At 69.0% G+C, this 14,105-nt stretch carries 15 protein-coding genes; 5 read left to right on the plus strand and 10 right to left on the minus strand.

Translation table 11 applies throughout. From position 1 onward, the window contains the following. Positions 1 to 53 precede the first annotated feature (53 nt). On the minus strand, positions 54 to 509 hold the full coding sequence (locus DW307_RS09325; RefSeq protein ID WP_021200140.1) for a hypothetical protein: 456 nt from the start codon (positions 507 to 509) through the stop codon (positions 54 to 56). Further along, positions 506 to 1,186 (minus strand): RNA polymerase sigma factor, encoded by a 681-nt coding sequence (locus DW307_RS09330; RefSeq protein WP_231479796.1) that lies wholly within the window; start codon positions 1,184 to 1,186, stop codon positions 506 to 508. The genes DW307_RS09325 and DW307_RS09330 overlap by 4 nt, the downstream gene beginning before the upstream one ends. 69 nt (positions 1,187 to 1,255) lie before the next feature. Here DW307_RS09330 and DW307_RS09335 point away from each other — a divergent pair, with 69 nt between their 5' ends. Continuing rightward, positions 1,256 to 1,474, plus strand: a complete 219-nt coding sequence (locus DW307_RS09335; RefSeq protein WP_029258825.1) for an SCO4848 family membrane protein — start codon at positions 1,256 to 1,258, stop codon at positions 1,472 to 1,474. A gap of 33 nt (positions 1,475 to 1,507) precedes the next feature. On the opposite strand, the gene DW307_RS09340 is transcribed toward DW307_RS09335, so the two are convergent. After that, the gene (locus DW307_RS09340; RefSeq protein WP_136024574.1) at positions 1,508 to 2,821 is read right to left on the minus strand and encodes an MFS transporter; all 1,314 of its coding nucleotides are present in this window, start codon (positions 2,819 to 2,821) and stop codon (positions 1,508 to 1,510) included. Positions 2,822 to 2,895: 74 nt separating this feature from the next. Here DW307_RS09340 and DW307_RS09345 point away from each other — a divergent pair, with 74 nt between their 5' ends. Next, on the plus strand, positions 2,896 to 3,486 hold the full coding sequence (locus tag DW307_RS09345; protein ID WP_136024575.1) for a winged helix-turn-helix domain-containing protein: 591 nt from the start codon (positions 2,896 to 2,898) through the stop codon (positions 3,484 to 3,486). A gap of 14 nt (positions 3,487 to 3,500) precedes the next feature. Here DW307_RS09345 and DW307_RS09350 read toward each other — a convergent pair whose 3' ends face one another. The 7 genes from DW307_RS09350 to DW307_RS09380 form a co-directional block, all read right to left on the minus strand. Then, positions 3,501 to 4,610, minus strand: a complete 1,110-nt coding sequence (locus DW307_RS09350) for an FUSC family protein (protein WP_031207473.1) — start codon at positions 4,608 to 4,610, stop codon at positions 3,501 to 3,503. A gap of 185 nt (positions 4,611 to 4,795) precedes the next feature. Beyond that, positions 4,796 to 5,482, minus strand: a complete 687-nt coding sequence (locus tag DW307_RS09355) for a hypothetical protein (protein WP_021200146.1) — start codon at positions 5,480 to 5,482, stop codon at positions 4,796 to 4,798. After that, on the minus strand, positions 5,482 to 6,396 hold the full coding sequence (locus tag DW307_RS09360; RefSeq protein ID WP_136024576.1) for an ABC transporter ATP-binding protein: 915 nt from the start codon (positions 6,394 to 6,396) through the stop codon (positions 5,482 to 5,484). Before DW307_RS09360 ends, DW307_RS09355 begins: the two co-directional genes overlap by 1 nt. Next, positions 6,393 to 6,782 carry a GntR family transcriptional regulator gene (locus tag DW307_RS09365; protein ID WP_029258829.1) on the minus strand — a complete coding sequence of 130 codons (390 nt, stop codon included), beginning with the start codon at positions 6,780 to 6,782 and terminating at the stop codon, positions 6,393 to 6,395. The genes DW307_RS09360 and DW307_RS09365 overlap by 4 nt, the downstream gene beginning before the upstream one ends. 187 nt (positions 6,783 to 6,969) lie before the next feature. Next, on the minus strand, positions 6,970 to 7,485 hold the full coding sequence (locus tag DW307_RS09370; protein ID WP_029264726.1) for a GbsR/MarR family transcriptional regulator: 516 nt from the start codon (positions 7,483 to 7,485) through the stop codon (positions 6,970 to 6,972). Between the two features lie 10 nt (positions 7,486 to 7,495). After that, positions 7,496 to 9,118, minus strand: coding sequence for an ABC transporter permease (locus DW307_RS09375; protein ID WP_029264727.1), 1,623 nt, complete (start codon positions 9,116 to 9,118; stop codon positions 7,496 to 7,498). After that, positions 9,118 to 10,110, minus strand: a complete 993-nt coding sequence (locus DW307_RS09380; RefSeq protein ID WP_136024577.1) for an ABC transporter ATP-binding protein — start codon at positions 10,108 to 10,110, stop codon at positions 9,118 to 9,120. Before DW307_RS09380 ends, DW307_RS09375 begins: the two co-directional genes overlap by 1 nt. A 90-nt stretch (positions 10,111 to 10,200) precedes the next feature. On the opposite strand from DW307_RS09380, the gene DW307_RS09385 reads away from it, so the two are divergent. The 3 genes from DW307_RS09385 to DW307_RS09395 all read left to right on the plus strand — a co-directional run bounded on the left by DW307_RS09385 (position 10,201) and on the right by DW307_RS09395 (position 14,062). Continuing rightward, complete coding sequence (locus DW307_RS09385; RefSeq protein ID WP_029264728.1) at positions 10,201 to 11,412, plus strand: class I SAM-dependent methyltransferase; 1,212 nt, start codon at positions 10,201 to 10,203, stop codon at positions 11,410 to 11,412. Positions 11,413 to 11,765: 353 nt separating this feature from the next. Continuing rightward, complete coding sequence (locus tag DW307_RS09390) at positions 11,766 to 13,067, plus strand: quaternary amine ABC transporter ATP-binding protein (RefSeq protein ID WP_021200153.1); 1,302 nt, start codon at positions 11,766 to 11,768, stop codon at positions 13,065 to 13,067. Beyond that, positions 13,067 to 14,062, plus strand: coding sequence for an ABC transporter permease (locus DW307_RS09395; RefSeq protein WP_136024578.1), 996 nt, complete (start codon positions 13,067 to 13,069; stop codon positions 14,060 to 14,062). The genes DW307_RS09390 and DW307_RS09395 overlap by 1 nt, the downstream gene beginning before the upstream one ends. Positions 14,063 to 14,105 lie beyond the last annotated feature (43 nt).

Below are 14,105 nucleotides of genomic sequence, written 5' to 3' on the forward strand. Positions count from 1 at the left end.
CATCCTCTCCGTGCGGGTCACCCCGCGTCCTCATCGACGGGCAGTGCCCGCGATCACAGCTCGAACTGCGGGGTCGCGAGGGTGCGCGTCTCGTCCCCGATCACGGTCGTCAGGCTCACGCGTGTGAGGCCGGGAGGCACATCGTCGAACACGAAGCGTCCTGTCTCCTCCGGCGAGACCGACCGTGTCTTCTCGCCCTGCGTCAGCACGATCTCCGCGGCAGCGGTGTCGACCCAGCCGTCGACGCGGCGGTGACCGGACGCGGTGGTCGTCACGTGCAGCAGGATGCTCGTGGAGCCGTCGCTGAACTGCAGGGTGAGCGCATCCGCTTCGCCCCGCACCGCGCCGAACTGTCCCTCCACGAGGGTCAGAAGCGCGTACTCGCGGTTCAGGCCGTCGGCGGCGACCGCGGCGACCATGCGATCGATCAGGCCGGCGGGCATCGGATCGACCTCGCTCCACAGGGAGCGGAGCCGGGCGAACATCTGGGCATCCTCATGCTCGGTCATGCGAGTCCCCCTGTCTGCGCTGTCGGCGGCGCGTCCAGCAGGGCGCGCAGCTTGGCGAGGCACCGATTGCGTGTGGGGCCGATGCTGCCGATGGGCATGGCGAGGTCGCTGGCGATGCGCGCATAGTCGGGGCGATCCTCGAAAGCGATCACACGCAGCAGCTTCTGGCAGCGTTCGTTGAGGCGGCGCACGGCCGACCACAGGCGACGGTTCTCGTCGCCGAGCGCCGCGTGCTCCTCAGCCGAGGCCTGCTCGGGAAGAAGCGTGTCGAGGTCGTCTGCTTCGGCCGTGTCGACCTTGCCATGCGCCTTCGCGACCTTCCAGGCCTCGCGGCGCGCGGTGGTCGTGAGCCAGGCAGACACGGCGCGAGGATCGCTGATCGACCCGTGACCGCGGACGAGCTGCAGCCACGTGGTCTGCACGACGTCTTCGGCGAGCGTGCGTTCGAGCCCGTACGCGCGCACGACGTGCCAGAGCACGGGCGTCATCAGCCGTACGAGCTCGTCCATCGCGCGGCCGTCGCTCTCGCGCCATGCACCGAACAGATCCGCGGCGCGCTCCCAGCGTGCGCGCCCGTCGTCCGAGGCAGGATCGTGAGCGGTGCCGGGTGCACCGTCGATCATGAAGCCCATTGTGATCACACCTACCAGGAGCGCGGCAAGGGCTTTCTGATACATGTCTGCATCCAAGAATCCCGCGGCTCCCCGGTGGGTCGCGCGCATAGGTGACGCCGATAGCGTGGAGGGGTGATCCCCCTCGCCGTCGTGCTCTTCCTCAATGCCGTCTTCAACGCTCTCGTCTGGCCGCAGTTCTACAAGCGCGTCGCCAAGGATCCGCGGGCGCGGGATGAGAACGGCAGGGCCACCGCGTTCCTCAAGGTGCACGCGGTGCTCATCGGGATCGCGCTCGTGCTCGCCCTGGTCTCCCTGCTCGCCGGTATCGCGGCGCTGACCGGCGTTCTCTAGGCCGGAAGAGTCGGGCCTCGCCGCCGCGCGGCGTCAAACCGTCTCGTACTGTTTCGCGTGCGCGGCCCAGCCTGACTCGACCGGGAGCGCCCGCAGCGCACGGTTGCTCACGGCGAGCACGACCGAGATCAGGCACAGTGCGGCGCAGATCAGGATGGTCCACTCCCTCCCGATCCACGCGAGCCCGAAGCCCGCGATGAGCGGTGCGAGCGGCATCGCACCCATGCCGAGGACTCCGGCGGCGCTGTTGGCGCGACCGAGCAGATGGCTCGGGGTGGCGACCATGAAGTAGCCCATCATCCCGGCGTTGAGCGCGGGGATCAGGAGGACCGAGGCGCCGAGTACCACCGCGATGGCCCAGGGATCGGTCACCATCGAGAGGGCGATCGCGCCGATCGAGACGACCGTGAGCCCGGCGATGGTCAGGACGCCGGCCTTGATCCTCGGCACGAGCAGCGGTGCACAGACAGCGCCCACGAGCATCACGGCTCCGATCGACGCGCTCAGGGTGCCGATCAGCAGCTCGGAGTAGCCGTCCTGCTGGAGGGCGTAGATGATGGTCGTGATCGTGGCGTTGAAGCCGAGGTTGATGACCGTCGTGATGAGCAGCACTCCGCCGAGGTCGGGGCGGGAGAGCAGCCAGCCGAATCCCTCGCGCAGTTCCGCCCAGGCGTTCGGCTTCACGGCCACACCGGGCTCGACGACGGTACTCGGCTCGGCGACGTCACCCGCACCCGTGTCGATCATCCCAGCACGGCGCACCTGACGCCCCAGCATCCACGCGGTCAGGGCCGCGATCGCGTGACACAGCGTCATGACCACGCCGACGAGCCATCCGCCCACGCCCAGCAGCAGGCCGCCGAGTGGACCGCCTGCGAGCTGGAGAGCGGCATCGCGTCCCTGGTTCGCGGCTTGGGCACGGCCCATCGCGTCGTCGGGCACGATCTCCTTGATCGCACTCTCGCCCGCGACGTCGAAGAGTCCACTGCGCGCGGCGAGCAGCACGTCGATCACCAGCAGCGACCCGAACGTCATCGCATCGCCGAGGGCGAGAAGGGTGAAGCCGCCCGCGAGCACGATGCCGATGAGGGAGCCGAGGAGCATCAACGCGATGCGGCGGTGGCGGTCGGCCAGCACGCCGCCGGCCAGGGTCATGAGGAGTCGGGCGACCATGCCGGCACCGCCGATGATGCCGGCCTGGGCGGGATCGTTCGTCACGATCAGTGCGAGCAGGGGGATGGCGAAGCCGAACAGCGAGGCCGCGAGGCCCTTGCTCGTGTCGCTCACCAGCCAGGTGAGGTATCGGGTGTTGCGCCACAGGCGGTGGGGCGCGGTGACGGTGGTCATGTCTTGAGAATAGATGCGCAAGAACTATTGCGCAACTCTTATTGCGCAATTCTGGGTGCGGGTAGGATCGGCACATGACGGAGGACACCGCGAAGAGCACCAGCGACGATCCCGTCTGGATGACCTCGGCCATGCTCAAGGCCTACTCGCACCCACTGCGGCGCCAGATGATCCGGCTGTTCTCGCGGCGGGAGTTCCTCCGCGCCGCCGATATCGCGACGGAACTGGGCGTGCCGGCGAACAGTGCGAGCTTCCATCTGCGCGCGCTCGCCGACGCCGGGCTCATCGAAGAGGCGCCCGACAAGGCCCGCGATCGGCGCGATCGTGTCTGGACCGGACACAAGGGTGCGCTCAACGTCGGAGGGCCCGAGAGCCCCGTCGCCGACGAGGCTCTCGGCTCTGCGGTGATCGCCGCCCTCGTCGAGGACCATCAGGATCTGATCCGCCGGGTGATGGCCTGGACCCCGGAGTACGTGGCCGGGCGCACGGCCGAGGTGCACGCCGCCTTCACCCAGCGCACCATCCGGCTCACCGAGTCGGAGTTCGACGATGTGATGGTGAAGATCAACGACGTCTTGAGCGCCGCCGATGATGCCCACGACAGTTCCGACTCCGAGGGTCGGTACTGGCAACTGGATCTGATCGCCGCCGACGACACCATCTGACGCGGCTCAGGCTGCTACTCCTCCGCCGGGGCGGGCGTCCCGCTCAGGATCAGGATCCGCCGCAGATGCATGGCGGTGAGCACGCCGGGTCCCATCGACCGCCGGACATCGATGGTGCGGTCGTCGACGGTCTCGAGAAGCAGTCGGATCGCACGGGCCGCCTCTCCGCGAGCGCGGTGATCGTCACTGGAGGAGGCGTCACCGCGAGCGATCACGTCGGCGACCGCGTGACAGGCCGCGGACAGGGGATCCGGCAGGGCGGGGTCGAGCGCCAGGCCGGCCGGTCGATCCCAGATGGTGTCGGCGATCTCGTCGGAGATGTCGCGGATGAGGTGCGCGATGCGATCGAGGGCGGCGAGTTCATCGTGGCTCTGCTGGATCCGGGTGCGATGGCCCTTGGCGCGAGGGTTGCCGCGTCTGCTCTCGTCCGCCTCCGTGAGAGCCGAGCGCAGCGCGGAGGACGTGTCGGCGAGCGACGCCGCATCGTCGGCCCATTGCTCGTGCTCAGGAGGCCACGACTCCGAGACCGCGGAGCCGATGTCGTGTAGGTGCGCGGCCAGTTGCTCCCGGAAGGCCGCCACCCGCCCGGCTGCCGCGACGGTCAGCGGTGCCGGCGCGATGATGAGGTTCACCAGCAACCCGACGATCACCCCGACGGCCGTCTGGGTCAGGTAGCCGAGCGAGTAGTCATCGGCGTCCTGCCCGCCGATGATCAGCACGAACAGCGCGGCCATCGGCACGTACTCGCGACCGACACCGAACCAGCCCGTGCCGGAGAGCAGCACTCCGACCCCGACCACCAGCGGGATGCTCCACCAGGTCGGGCCGATCGTCAGCACCACGATCGTGGCGAGCCCGATGCCCGTGGCGAGGCCGAGCAGGGTCTGCAGACTCGACTTCGCCGAACCCATCAGCGTCGGGTACATGCTCAACAGGGCCCCGAGCGGAGCGTAGTAGGGGTACTCGTCGGTGACCCCGGGCATGTGCGGGGCGATCATCCAGGCCAGTCCGACCGCGAGGGTCGTCTTGGCCACGAGCAGGAGGCGGGCGGGGCGGACGGCGTCGTGGAGTGCGCGTTGGACTCCTGCTCGTCGTACCCGGAGCCGGGTGCGGGTCTGGGGCACGGCGTCCTCTCGGTCGGGGTGGGCGCGGTCGGGGCGTGTGCGGTAGGGGCGGGTGGTCCCGCGAGCCTATGCGTCCTGTGCGTCGGGGGCGAGCGGGTTGCGTCCTCGGGGACGTACGGGTAGCGCGTACACGCGACGCCGGCCGCCCGGGAGGGCGACCGGCGTCGACGAGGCGGTCGGTGGGTCTACGGGATGGCTCTGCGAAAGGCGAGGAACGAGACGCCCATGAGGGCCGCGGTGACCACGAGGCCCCACAGCGCGAGGCCGAGGGCCCCCAGATCGCCGATCCCGGTCCAGACCTGTCCCCACAGCTCGAGCCTGGTCACGAGGTACACGATTCCGACGAGGATCAGTGCCAGCGCGATCCACGTGATCGTCAGGACCGTGAGCCCCCAGCTCTTGTAGATCGTGGCGCCCGTGAAGCCGACCACGAAGAAGAACAGCGCGAGCGTGAAGTAGACGATGAAGGCCCCGAGCGGTCCCGCCTCCCACAACCACGGAAGATAGAACACCCAGCCGTTCACGCCGTAGCCGTTCGTGGCGACCTCGATGCCGCCACCGACCAGGAAGAGTGCGCCCATGAACGTGCTGGCGAGCACCGCGGTCAGCATCGTGCCGAAGAAGAACTCGCGACGTGTGATGCTCATCGCCTGGGAGAACGGGAACGTGAGCGTCATCGCCGACAGCCCGATGGCGAAGAAGTACCAGAGGGGCGCCTGGCCGCCGCCGCCGTATTTAGGGGAGTCCCCCGGGATCATCGCGTAGATCAGCACCGAGATCAGTGTTGCTCCGGCGAGGACGATCAGCGGGACCCAGATGAACGTCTGTCGATTGATCATCTGCAGGCGGATGACGTTGAGCGTGCGTCGCATCAGCGCACCTCCTCTTTCGTGATGGCCGATCTCGCGGAGTCGGCCTCGGCCTTCTGGGTGAGGCGCACGATCAGCTGCTGCAGCGAGACCGGCGCGAGGTCGAGCCCGGAGGCCGTGATCTCCGCACGCTCCGCCGGGGACACGGCACCGAGGACGGTGGCGGAGGCCACGCGGCCGAGCGCCTCACGGTGCAGCACCTCGCGGGCTCCCACCCAGGCGTCGACCTCCGCGGCGTCGCCCACCACGGTCACGGCGCGGTCCCGCACCGCATCCGTGTCCTCGTTCAGGAGGATCCGGCCGTTGTCGATCACGATGACCTTCTCGATGAGGTTGGACACCTCGTCGATCAGGTGCGACGAGAGGATGACGGTGCGCGGGTGCTCGGCGTAGTCCTCGACCAGACGGTCGTAGAAGATCTGCCTGGCGACGGCGTCGAGGCCGAGGTAGGGCTCGTCGAAGAACGTGATCTCGGCGCGCGAGGCGAGTCCGATGATGACGCCGACCGCGGAGAGCTGTCCGCGGGAGAGCTTCTTGATGGTCTGCTTCATCGGCAGCTGGAACTCGGCGATGAGCTCGTCGGCGAGCGACTGGTCCCAGTTCGGGAAGAACAGGCTCGCAGCCTTGAAGGCGTGCTTGGGGTACGCGTCGTCGGGGTACTTCTGGCTCTCGCGGACGAAGCAGATCCGGCTGAGCACGTGCGCATTCTCATACGGGTGCTCGCCGAACACCTTCACGGTGCCGGACGATTCGAAGTTCTGGGCCGTGAGGATCGACATGAGTGTCGTCTTCCCTGCCCCGTTGCGACCGAGGAGGCCGTAGATGGCGCCACCCTCGATGGCGAGCGACACGTTGTCGAGGGCTCGCTTCTCCTTGTAGCGCTTGCTGAGGTTCTGCACCTCGATGACGGTGGTCATGCGGGGGTCTTCCCTTCTGCGTCGGTGGTCAGTGCGGCGCGATGCCGGAGCAGGGCCGCGAGGTCTTCGGCGCCGAGCCCGAGCGTGCGGGCCTCGGCGAGGAGCGGGTCGATGTAGCGGTCGGCGAAGGCGGCACGGCGCTCGCCGAGGAGCAGCTCCCTGGCGCCGTCGGCGACGAACATGCCGATGCCTCGGCGCTTGTAGAGCACTCCCTTGTCGGTGAGCATGGCGACTCCCTTGGCTGCGGTGGCGGGGTTGATGCGATAGAACGCGGCCAGCTCGTTCGTGGAAGGGGCCTGCGCCTCCTCGGCGAGCGAGCCGTCGACGATCGAGTCCTCGATCTGCTCGGCGATCTGGAGGAAGAGCGGCTTGCCTTCTTCGATCACGAGTCCTCCGCTGGGTTAGTGGGTTACTTACTCGACTAAGTAACCATGCAACCCGCGCGGGTGTCAACCCCTCGTCGTCTCGCGTGCGAAAACCCAGAGCATTCGTCTCGGGCTCGGCGCGTCGACGCGCGGCACGCCGGAGCGCACGCGGATGGTCTCCGTTTCGGCCGACGGGTGGATGTTGCGGTCAGTCGGCGTCGCGGCGGTGCTCGCGCCAGTCCTCGACGATCTGCAGCATGCGCACGGAGAGGAAGCGGAAGAATTCGGCCAGTTCGACGGCCCGGTCATGCGCGCCCCGGTCGTCGTCGTGCGCGGCGGCGATGTCGTCGATGTACTCCGACAGGCGCGAGTACACCGGCATGTTCCCGACGATCGAGCTGTAGAACGGATCGTGCACGAACTCGTAGCGGTCGCGCCGGTCGCCGGGTCGTGAGCGGCGCTGGATGAAGTGCAGCTGCTGCAGGTAGCGCACCGCACCGGAGACGGCGGCTGCCGAGACCCCGAGGCGCTCGCCGAGCTGGGCGGCGGTGTATCCGCTCTCGGGGGCGGCGATCAGCGCCATCATCACGCGGGCGGGCATGCGTGGCATCCCGGCCGCGGTCATCATGGCCGCGGCCTGCTCAGCGGGTTCCATCCCGCGGTGGGAGTCGCTGTGGCGAATCGACGCCTCGGGGTCGAGGTCGTCGGTGCTGTCGTCGGCCATCGGAGTCCTCCTATGCTCCGGGGGCGAGTTCGCGCCGCCTCATCAGGGCCAGGGATCCTGCAGCTCCAGCGGCCAGCGCGAGCATCAGCCACCACAGGCCGCGCACGTCCACGCCGCTGCCGTCCACCACGGGGGTCACGGCGAAGGGCGAGAGGTTCGCACTCCATTCCGGCAGGCCGAACAGGGGGCCGAACATGCCGAGCAGGGCCGCGAGCAGCACGAGGCTCCACGCCACCGCTGTCGTCGCCCGGGGGAGGAGCACGAACACCAGCGCCGTGAGCACCGCGAAGATCGAGGCCGCGACCGCCTGGCCGAGCCCGGCCACCGCGACGATGCGGTAGAGCGACGCGTCGCCGCCGTTCGACCAGACACCCGCCCAGCCGGCGAGCACCGCGGCGGCGACCACGATCAGCACCGCGACGATCCCGACGATCACGAAGTCGGCGAGCCAGCGCACGCGACCGACCGGGGTGGCGAGCACGGCCTCGGCGGTGCCATGGGCCTCCTCCTGTCGCGCGCGCACCACCGTCTGTACGGCACAGCACGCGGCCAGGATCCCGAGCAGGGTGAAGAACACCGTGACGACGACCTCGTCGAGTCCGCCCGTCGCGCCTCCGATCTTCTTCAGAATGTCGGCGACGGCCGGATTCTCGCCCGAGATCTGGTCGACCAGCCCGCTCAGCGTGGTGGCGAGGATACCCGTGATGGCGCCTCCGATCGCCCAGCCCACGATCGAGCCGGAGGTGAGCCGCCACACCAGGGCGTGGGGCGAGGCGAGGGTCGGTCGTGCCGAGACCCGGCCGAGGCGCTCCGCGACGAAACCGGCATCGATGTCGCGCAGCGACTGCAGGGCGACGGCGGCACCGGCGAGCACGAACCCGAAACCGAGCCCGAGCAGCATCGGCCAGACGATATCGGTGTCGTACGGGCGGGTCTGCTCGACCCAGCCGAAGGGGGAGAGCCAGGCGGGCCAGGCGCTCGTCATGCTCGTGAGGTCATCGCTCGGGGTTCCTGCCGCGTTGCCGATGCCGCGGATCAGGAACGTCGCCACGAGCACCCAGACCGTCAGGGAGTTCGCCCCGCGCGAGGTGCGCATGAACTGTGCGGCCAGCAGGCCGATGCCGAGGAATGCGATGCCGCACGACGCGGCCGCAGCTCCGGTGAGGAGCGATCCTCCCGCCGGGAGTCCGGTGGCGACCAGCGCGAGCGTTGTGAGCGCGGCCAGCACGACGTTCGCCAGGATGCCGTGCACGATGGTGGCGATCGTCGGCAGGCGGCGTCCGGCCGGAGTCGCCCACACGAGCTCGGCGCGCCCGGCCTCCTCATCGCCGCGGGTGTGCCGCACGGCGAGGAACGTGCTCATGAGCGCGGCGAGCAGTGCCAGCCACGGCAGCACCTCGAAGGCGAGGAACGCGCCCTCGGATGTGCCGGAGGGGAGGCCGCGGAACATCAGGATCACCGGGTTCGCGAGCGCCGCGGCCAGGATGTTCTGCCGGTCGGCGAGGGTGGCGTACGACTGGCTGACACCGGCGTACCCCGCGAACGCCATCAGCGCCGTGCCGACGATCCACAGGGTCAGCTGCAGCCGGTCACGCCGCAGCCGCTGTCGGAGCAGCACTCCGAAGGCGCTCATCACGCACGCTCCTTCTGCGCACGCCGCTCGCGGCGGGTGGAGGGGCTCGCGTCGTCCGTCCGACCGTCCTCCGCGGCCTCGAGCGTCGCGAGGTCATCGCCGTAGTGGCGCAGGAACAGCTCCTCGAGCGAAGGCGGCGCGACGCGCAGGTCGCTGATGCCGAGGGCCGCGAGCGCGGGGAGCACGGTGGCCGTGCGGTCGCTGTCGACGGCGAGGCGGATGCGGTCGCCCTGCTGCTCCGGGCTGTGCACATCCGGGATGCGGGCGACCTGCTCGAGGGTGGCTCCGGAGGGGGTGAACGACACGTCACTGCGCGTGAGGTGCCGCAGCTCCGTGAGCGTGCCGGTCTCGACGATGCGGCCGGCGCGGATGATCGACACCCGGTCGCACAACTGCTCGACCTCACTCATGATGTGGCTCGACAGCAGCACGGTCGCACCGTTCGCATGCGCACGGGCGACCTCGCGCTGGAAGATGACCGCCATCAGGGGATCGAGGCCGCTGGTGGGCTCGTCGAGGATGTAGAGGTCGGCGGGCACCGCGAACGCCGCGATGAGGGCGACCTTCTGCCGGTTTCCCTTCGAGTAGGCGCGGCCCTTCTTGCGCGGATCGAACTGGAACGCGTCCATCAGCCGCTTCTTCTCGTGCTGGTAGGCGGGGTCCTTGGTGTGCGCTCCCCGCAGCCGGGCGAGCAGATCGACGGCCTCACCTCCCGACAGGTTGGGCCAGACGCTGACGTCACCGGGAACGTACGCGATGCGTCGATGCAGCTCGACCGCGCGATTCCAGGGATCCTCACCGAACACGGTCGCCTCGCCCCCGGTGCGCCGCGCGAGGCCGAGGAGGACGCGGATGGTGGTCGACTTGCCCGCACCGTTCGGGCCGAGGAAGCCGTGCACCTGGCCGTGTTCGACCGTGAGGTCGAGGCCGTCGAGAGCGTGCACGTGGCCGTAGTGCTTGGTGAGGTTCCGGGTGGTGATGACGGTGGTCATGCGCGGGAGCGTACGCCCGATTCACAAACTTGTGAATCGGGCGAAAACAACGCATGCGAAATCCTTACGGCCGCCGCGTACAGTGGGCTGGTGCCGGAGTTCCCCTACAGCCGCCTGCGCCGCTGGCCCGACGTCGAGGCGGACAACCTCCAGGCTCATGACGCGACCGATCTGCTGCTCGTCGAACGGGCGCTCGCGCTCGATGTCGCCGGCTCCGAGACCGTGGTGATCGGCGACGAGTACGGTGCGATCACCCTCGCTCTCGTCGCCGCCGGGAGACACGGCATCCGCGTGCATCAGGACCTCGCGACCGGTCGGCGGGCTCTGCTGCGCAACTCCGAGGAGCTCGGACTCGCCGTCGCGGACGGCCGAAACGGAGACGAGGGCGCCCCGGTGCGGCGCGTCGCCCCGCAACACGCCGAGGGTAAGTCGGATGGTCTGGGTTTCGACGAACCGTTCCGCCTCCGCGAGCTCGATGCCGAACTGCTCACCGGCGCGAAACTGGTGCTGCTGCAGCTGCCGAAGGCGCTCGCGGAGCTCGAGGAGATCGCGGATGCGGTCGCCCGCTGGGCGGCTCCCGACGTGGTGCTCGTCGCCGGAGGGCGGGTGAAGCACATGACCCTCACGCAGAACGAGGTGCTGGGACGCAGCTTCGCGCGGGTTCAGCCCCAACGCGCCGAGCGGAAGTCGCGTCTGATCGTGGCGTCGGAAGCCCTGCCGGTCCCGGTCGATCCGCCGTACCCCGTGACCGCGCAGCATGACGGGCTGACCTTGGTCGCCCATGGCGGAGCCTTCGCGGGCGCGCGCCTCGACATCGGCACGCGTGTGCTGCTCGACGCGCTCCGTGCTCAGCCGCCGGCCGCCGCGCCACGCGTGCTCGATCTCGGCTGCGGCACGGGAGCGCTCGCCGTCTCGTACGCGCTCGCTCACCCCGATGCACGTGTGACGGCGACCGACCGATCCGCCGCCGCTGTGGCATCCGCGCAGGCGACGGTCGCCGCGAACGGCGTCGCCGACCGGGTCACGGTCACCCATGACGACGCGGCCTCCGAGCTGCCGGACGCCTCCTTCGACGTGATCCTGCTGAACCCGCCGTTCCACCTCGGCGCGAGCATCCACACGGGGGCGGCGACCCGCCTGTTCGAGGCCGCGGCACGCCTGCTCCGACCGGGCGGCGAACTCTTCACCGTCTACAACTCTTCGCTCGCGTACCGCCCCGAACTCACCCGGCTGGTCGGTGCGACCGTGCAGGTGGAACGCACACCGAAGTTCACCGTGACACGCAGCATCCGCGGCTCCTGAGAGGGCGATTCCGGCCTGCCGCCAGCCGCGCGGAGGGATTGTTGAATACCCGTGCAATTCCCCGGTCAGCGACGGAAACCCGAGCGTGCCGCGGACCCAGGATTTGCCCCTGATCGGCCATTTCGTTACGTTGGAACGTGGGCCTGACGGCCCGAAGACCAGTCCGCGACCACGTCCTTCTTTCGATGAGCTGTGCTGCGAAGAGGCGTGGACGTACGGTCGATGCTCTATCGCGGCGGATCCGAAATCCGCCGTCTGTGCCGCCACAGCGAACACGTCGAACGGCCCCGAGAGCCTCACCCGGGCGTAACCGAAGCAGGCTCAGCCACCCGAAGGCGAGCCGCGGGGGAAACGTGTCCGAAATCGCTCTCGAAGCGCGCCATCTGTACAAGGTTTTCGGTAAGAATCCGAACACCGCCGTCCGTCGATTGAAAGCCGGTGAGAGCCGTGCCGCCGTCGCGGATGCCGGTACCGCGGCGGTCATCGACGCCAGCTTCACCGTCAACCGCGGTGAGATCTTCGTCATCATGGGGCTGTCCGGATCGGGCAAGTCCACCATCATCCGCATGCTCAACGGTCTGCACGACGTCACCGACGGCACCGTCACCGTCAACGGCGACCCGATCACCGGCATCCCGTCATCGAGGCTCCGCGAGATCCGTCGCGACCGCATCTCGATGGTGTTCCAGCACTTCGCCCTGCTGCCGCACCGCTCGGTCGCCGCGAACGTCGCCTACCCGCTCGAGCTCAAGGGCACTCCCAAGGCCGAGCGTCTGGCCAAGGCGGAGGAGATCCTCTCCCTGGTCGGCCTCGAGGGCCAGGGCGAGAAGCTCCCCTCCGAACTCTCCGGCGGAATGCAGCAGCGCGTGGGCATCGCCCGTGCGCTCGCCGCCGACAGCGACATCCTGTTGATGGACGAGGCGTTCAGTGCCCTCGACCCGCTGATCCGCCGCGAGATGCAGGAGCAGCTGCTCGAACTGCAGCAGAAGCTGCAGAAGACGATCGTCTTCATCACCCACGACCTGAACGAGGCCATGTTCCTGGGCGACCGCATCGCGGTCATGCGCGACGGCCGTATCGTGCAGATCGGCACGCCGGAGGACATCCTGATGGACCCGGCCAACGACTACGTCGAGCAGTTCGTGCAGGACGTCGACCGCGCTCGCGTGCTCACCGCCGCGAACGTGATGGAGCGCCCGCGCCCCGTCGTGCCGCACACCGCCGGCCCCCGCACGGCGCTGCGGCAGATGCGCGACGCGTACATGTCGGCCACCTACGTCGTCGGCCGCGACCGGCAGCTCGTGGGCGTCGTGACCGACCGGGATGCGGTCAAGCTCGTGCGCAACGGCGCGACCACCCTCGATTCGATCATCAAGCCCGTGCTGCAGAGCGTGCGCGAGGACGACGTGCTGATGAACCTCTTCGTTCCCGCCGTCGAGTCTCCGCTGCCGCTCGCCGTGATCGACGCCGACGGCCGTCTCGTGGGTGTGATCCCGCGCGTCACCCTGCTCGCCGCCCTCGGCCCCGGGCCCGGCGCGACCGAGGAGATCACCCTGCCGATGATGCCGATGCCCCAGGCCGAGATCGATGCCGTGCTCGATGACGGGTGGACCGCCGACCCGGTCGACGCCCCGACCACGGAGGAGGTGCGCTGATGGATGGCTTCCGCATTCCCATCGGAACCTGGATCGAGTCCGCTGTCGACTGGATCAAGGACAACCTCGACGGCCTGCTCGATGTGATCTCGTTCGTGATGAGCTTCCTCGTCGACGGTCTCACCCGAGCGCTCCTCGCCCCGAACTTCGTGGTCATCATCGTGATCGCCGCACTCATCGCCTGGGTCGTGCGCTCGTGGCAGCTCGCGATCGGCACGATCGTGTCGTTCGCGCTGATCGTGGGGATGGACCTCTGGGTCCCCGCCATGCAGACTCTCGCCTTGGTGCTCGTCGCCGCCGTGATCGCGGTAATGATCGCCGTGCCGCTCGGCATCTGGTCGGCGCGCAACGCCACGGTGCGCGCGGTGCTCAAGCCCGTGCTCGACTTCATGCAGACCATGCCGGCGTTCGTGTACCTGATCCCCGCGATCGTGTTCTTCGGCATCGGCGTGGTGCCGGGCCTGGTGGCCACCGTGATCTTCGCGCTGCCTCCGGGCGTGCGCCTGACCGAACTCGGCATCCGTGGCGTCGACTCCGAGACCGTCGAGGCGGGACAGGCCTTCGGTGCGAAGCCCGGCCAGATCCTGCGCGGTATCCAGCTGCCGCTCGCGATGCCGACCATCATGGCCGGCGTCAACCAGGTCATCATGCTCGCCCTGTCGATGGCGGTCATCGCCGGTATGGCCGGCGCGGACGGTCTCGGGAAGATGGTCGTCGAGGCGATCTCGACGATCAACATCCCGAAGGGCGTGGAGGCCGGCCTCGGCGTCGTGCTGATCGCGGTCTTCCTCGACCGCGTCACCGCGGCGCTGGGCGCGCCGGGCGAGAACCGGTCGTCGCTGCTCGGCATGATCGAGCGTCGACGCACTCCGAACGGTGGCGGAACAGCATCCGCTCCCGCTCCCGAGGTCATCGAGCAGCAGGATGCCGCGGCTGCGGCGGAACGTGCCGAAGCCGCTCCGCGACGCAACGCCGTCGGTGGCGGAGTGCACTGACTCACACCCCTACGAAACAACACCCATACGGAACGCAAGAGAG

Source organism: Microbacterium sp. K27, from assembly GCF_004794435.1.
Classification (GTDB): Bacteria; Actinomycetota; Actinomycetes; order Actinomycetales; family Microbacteriaceae; genus Microbacterium; species Microbacterium maritypicum_A.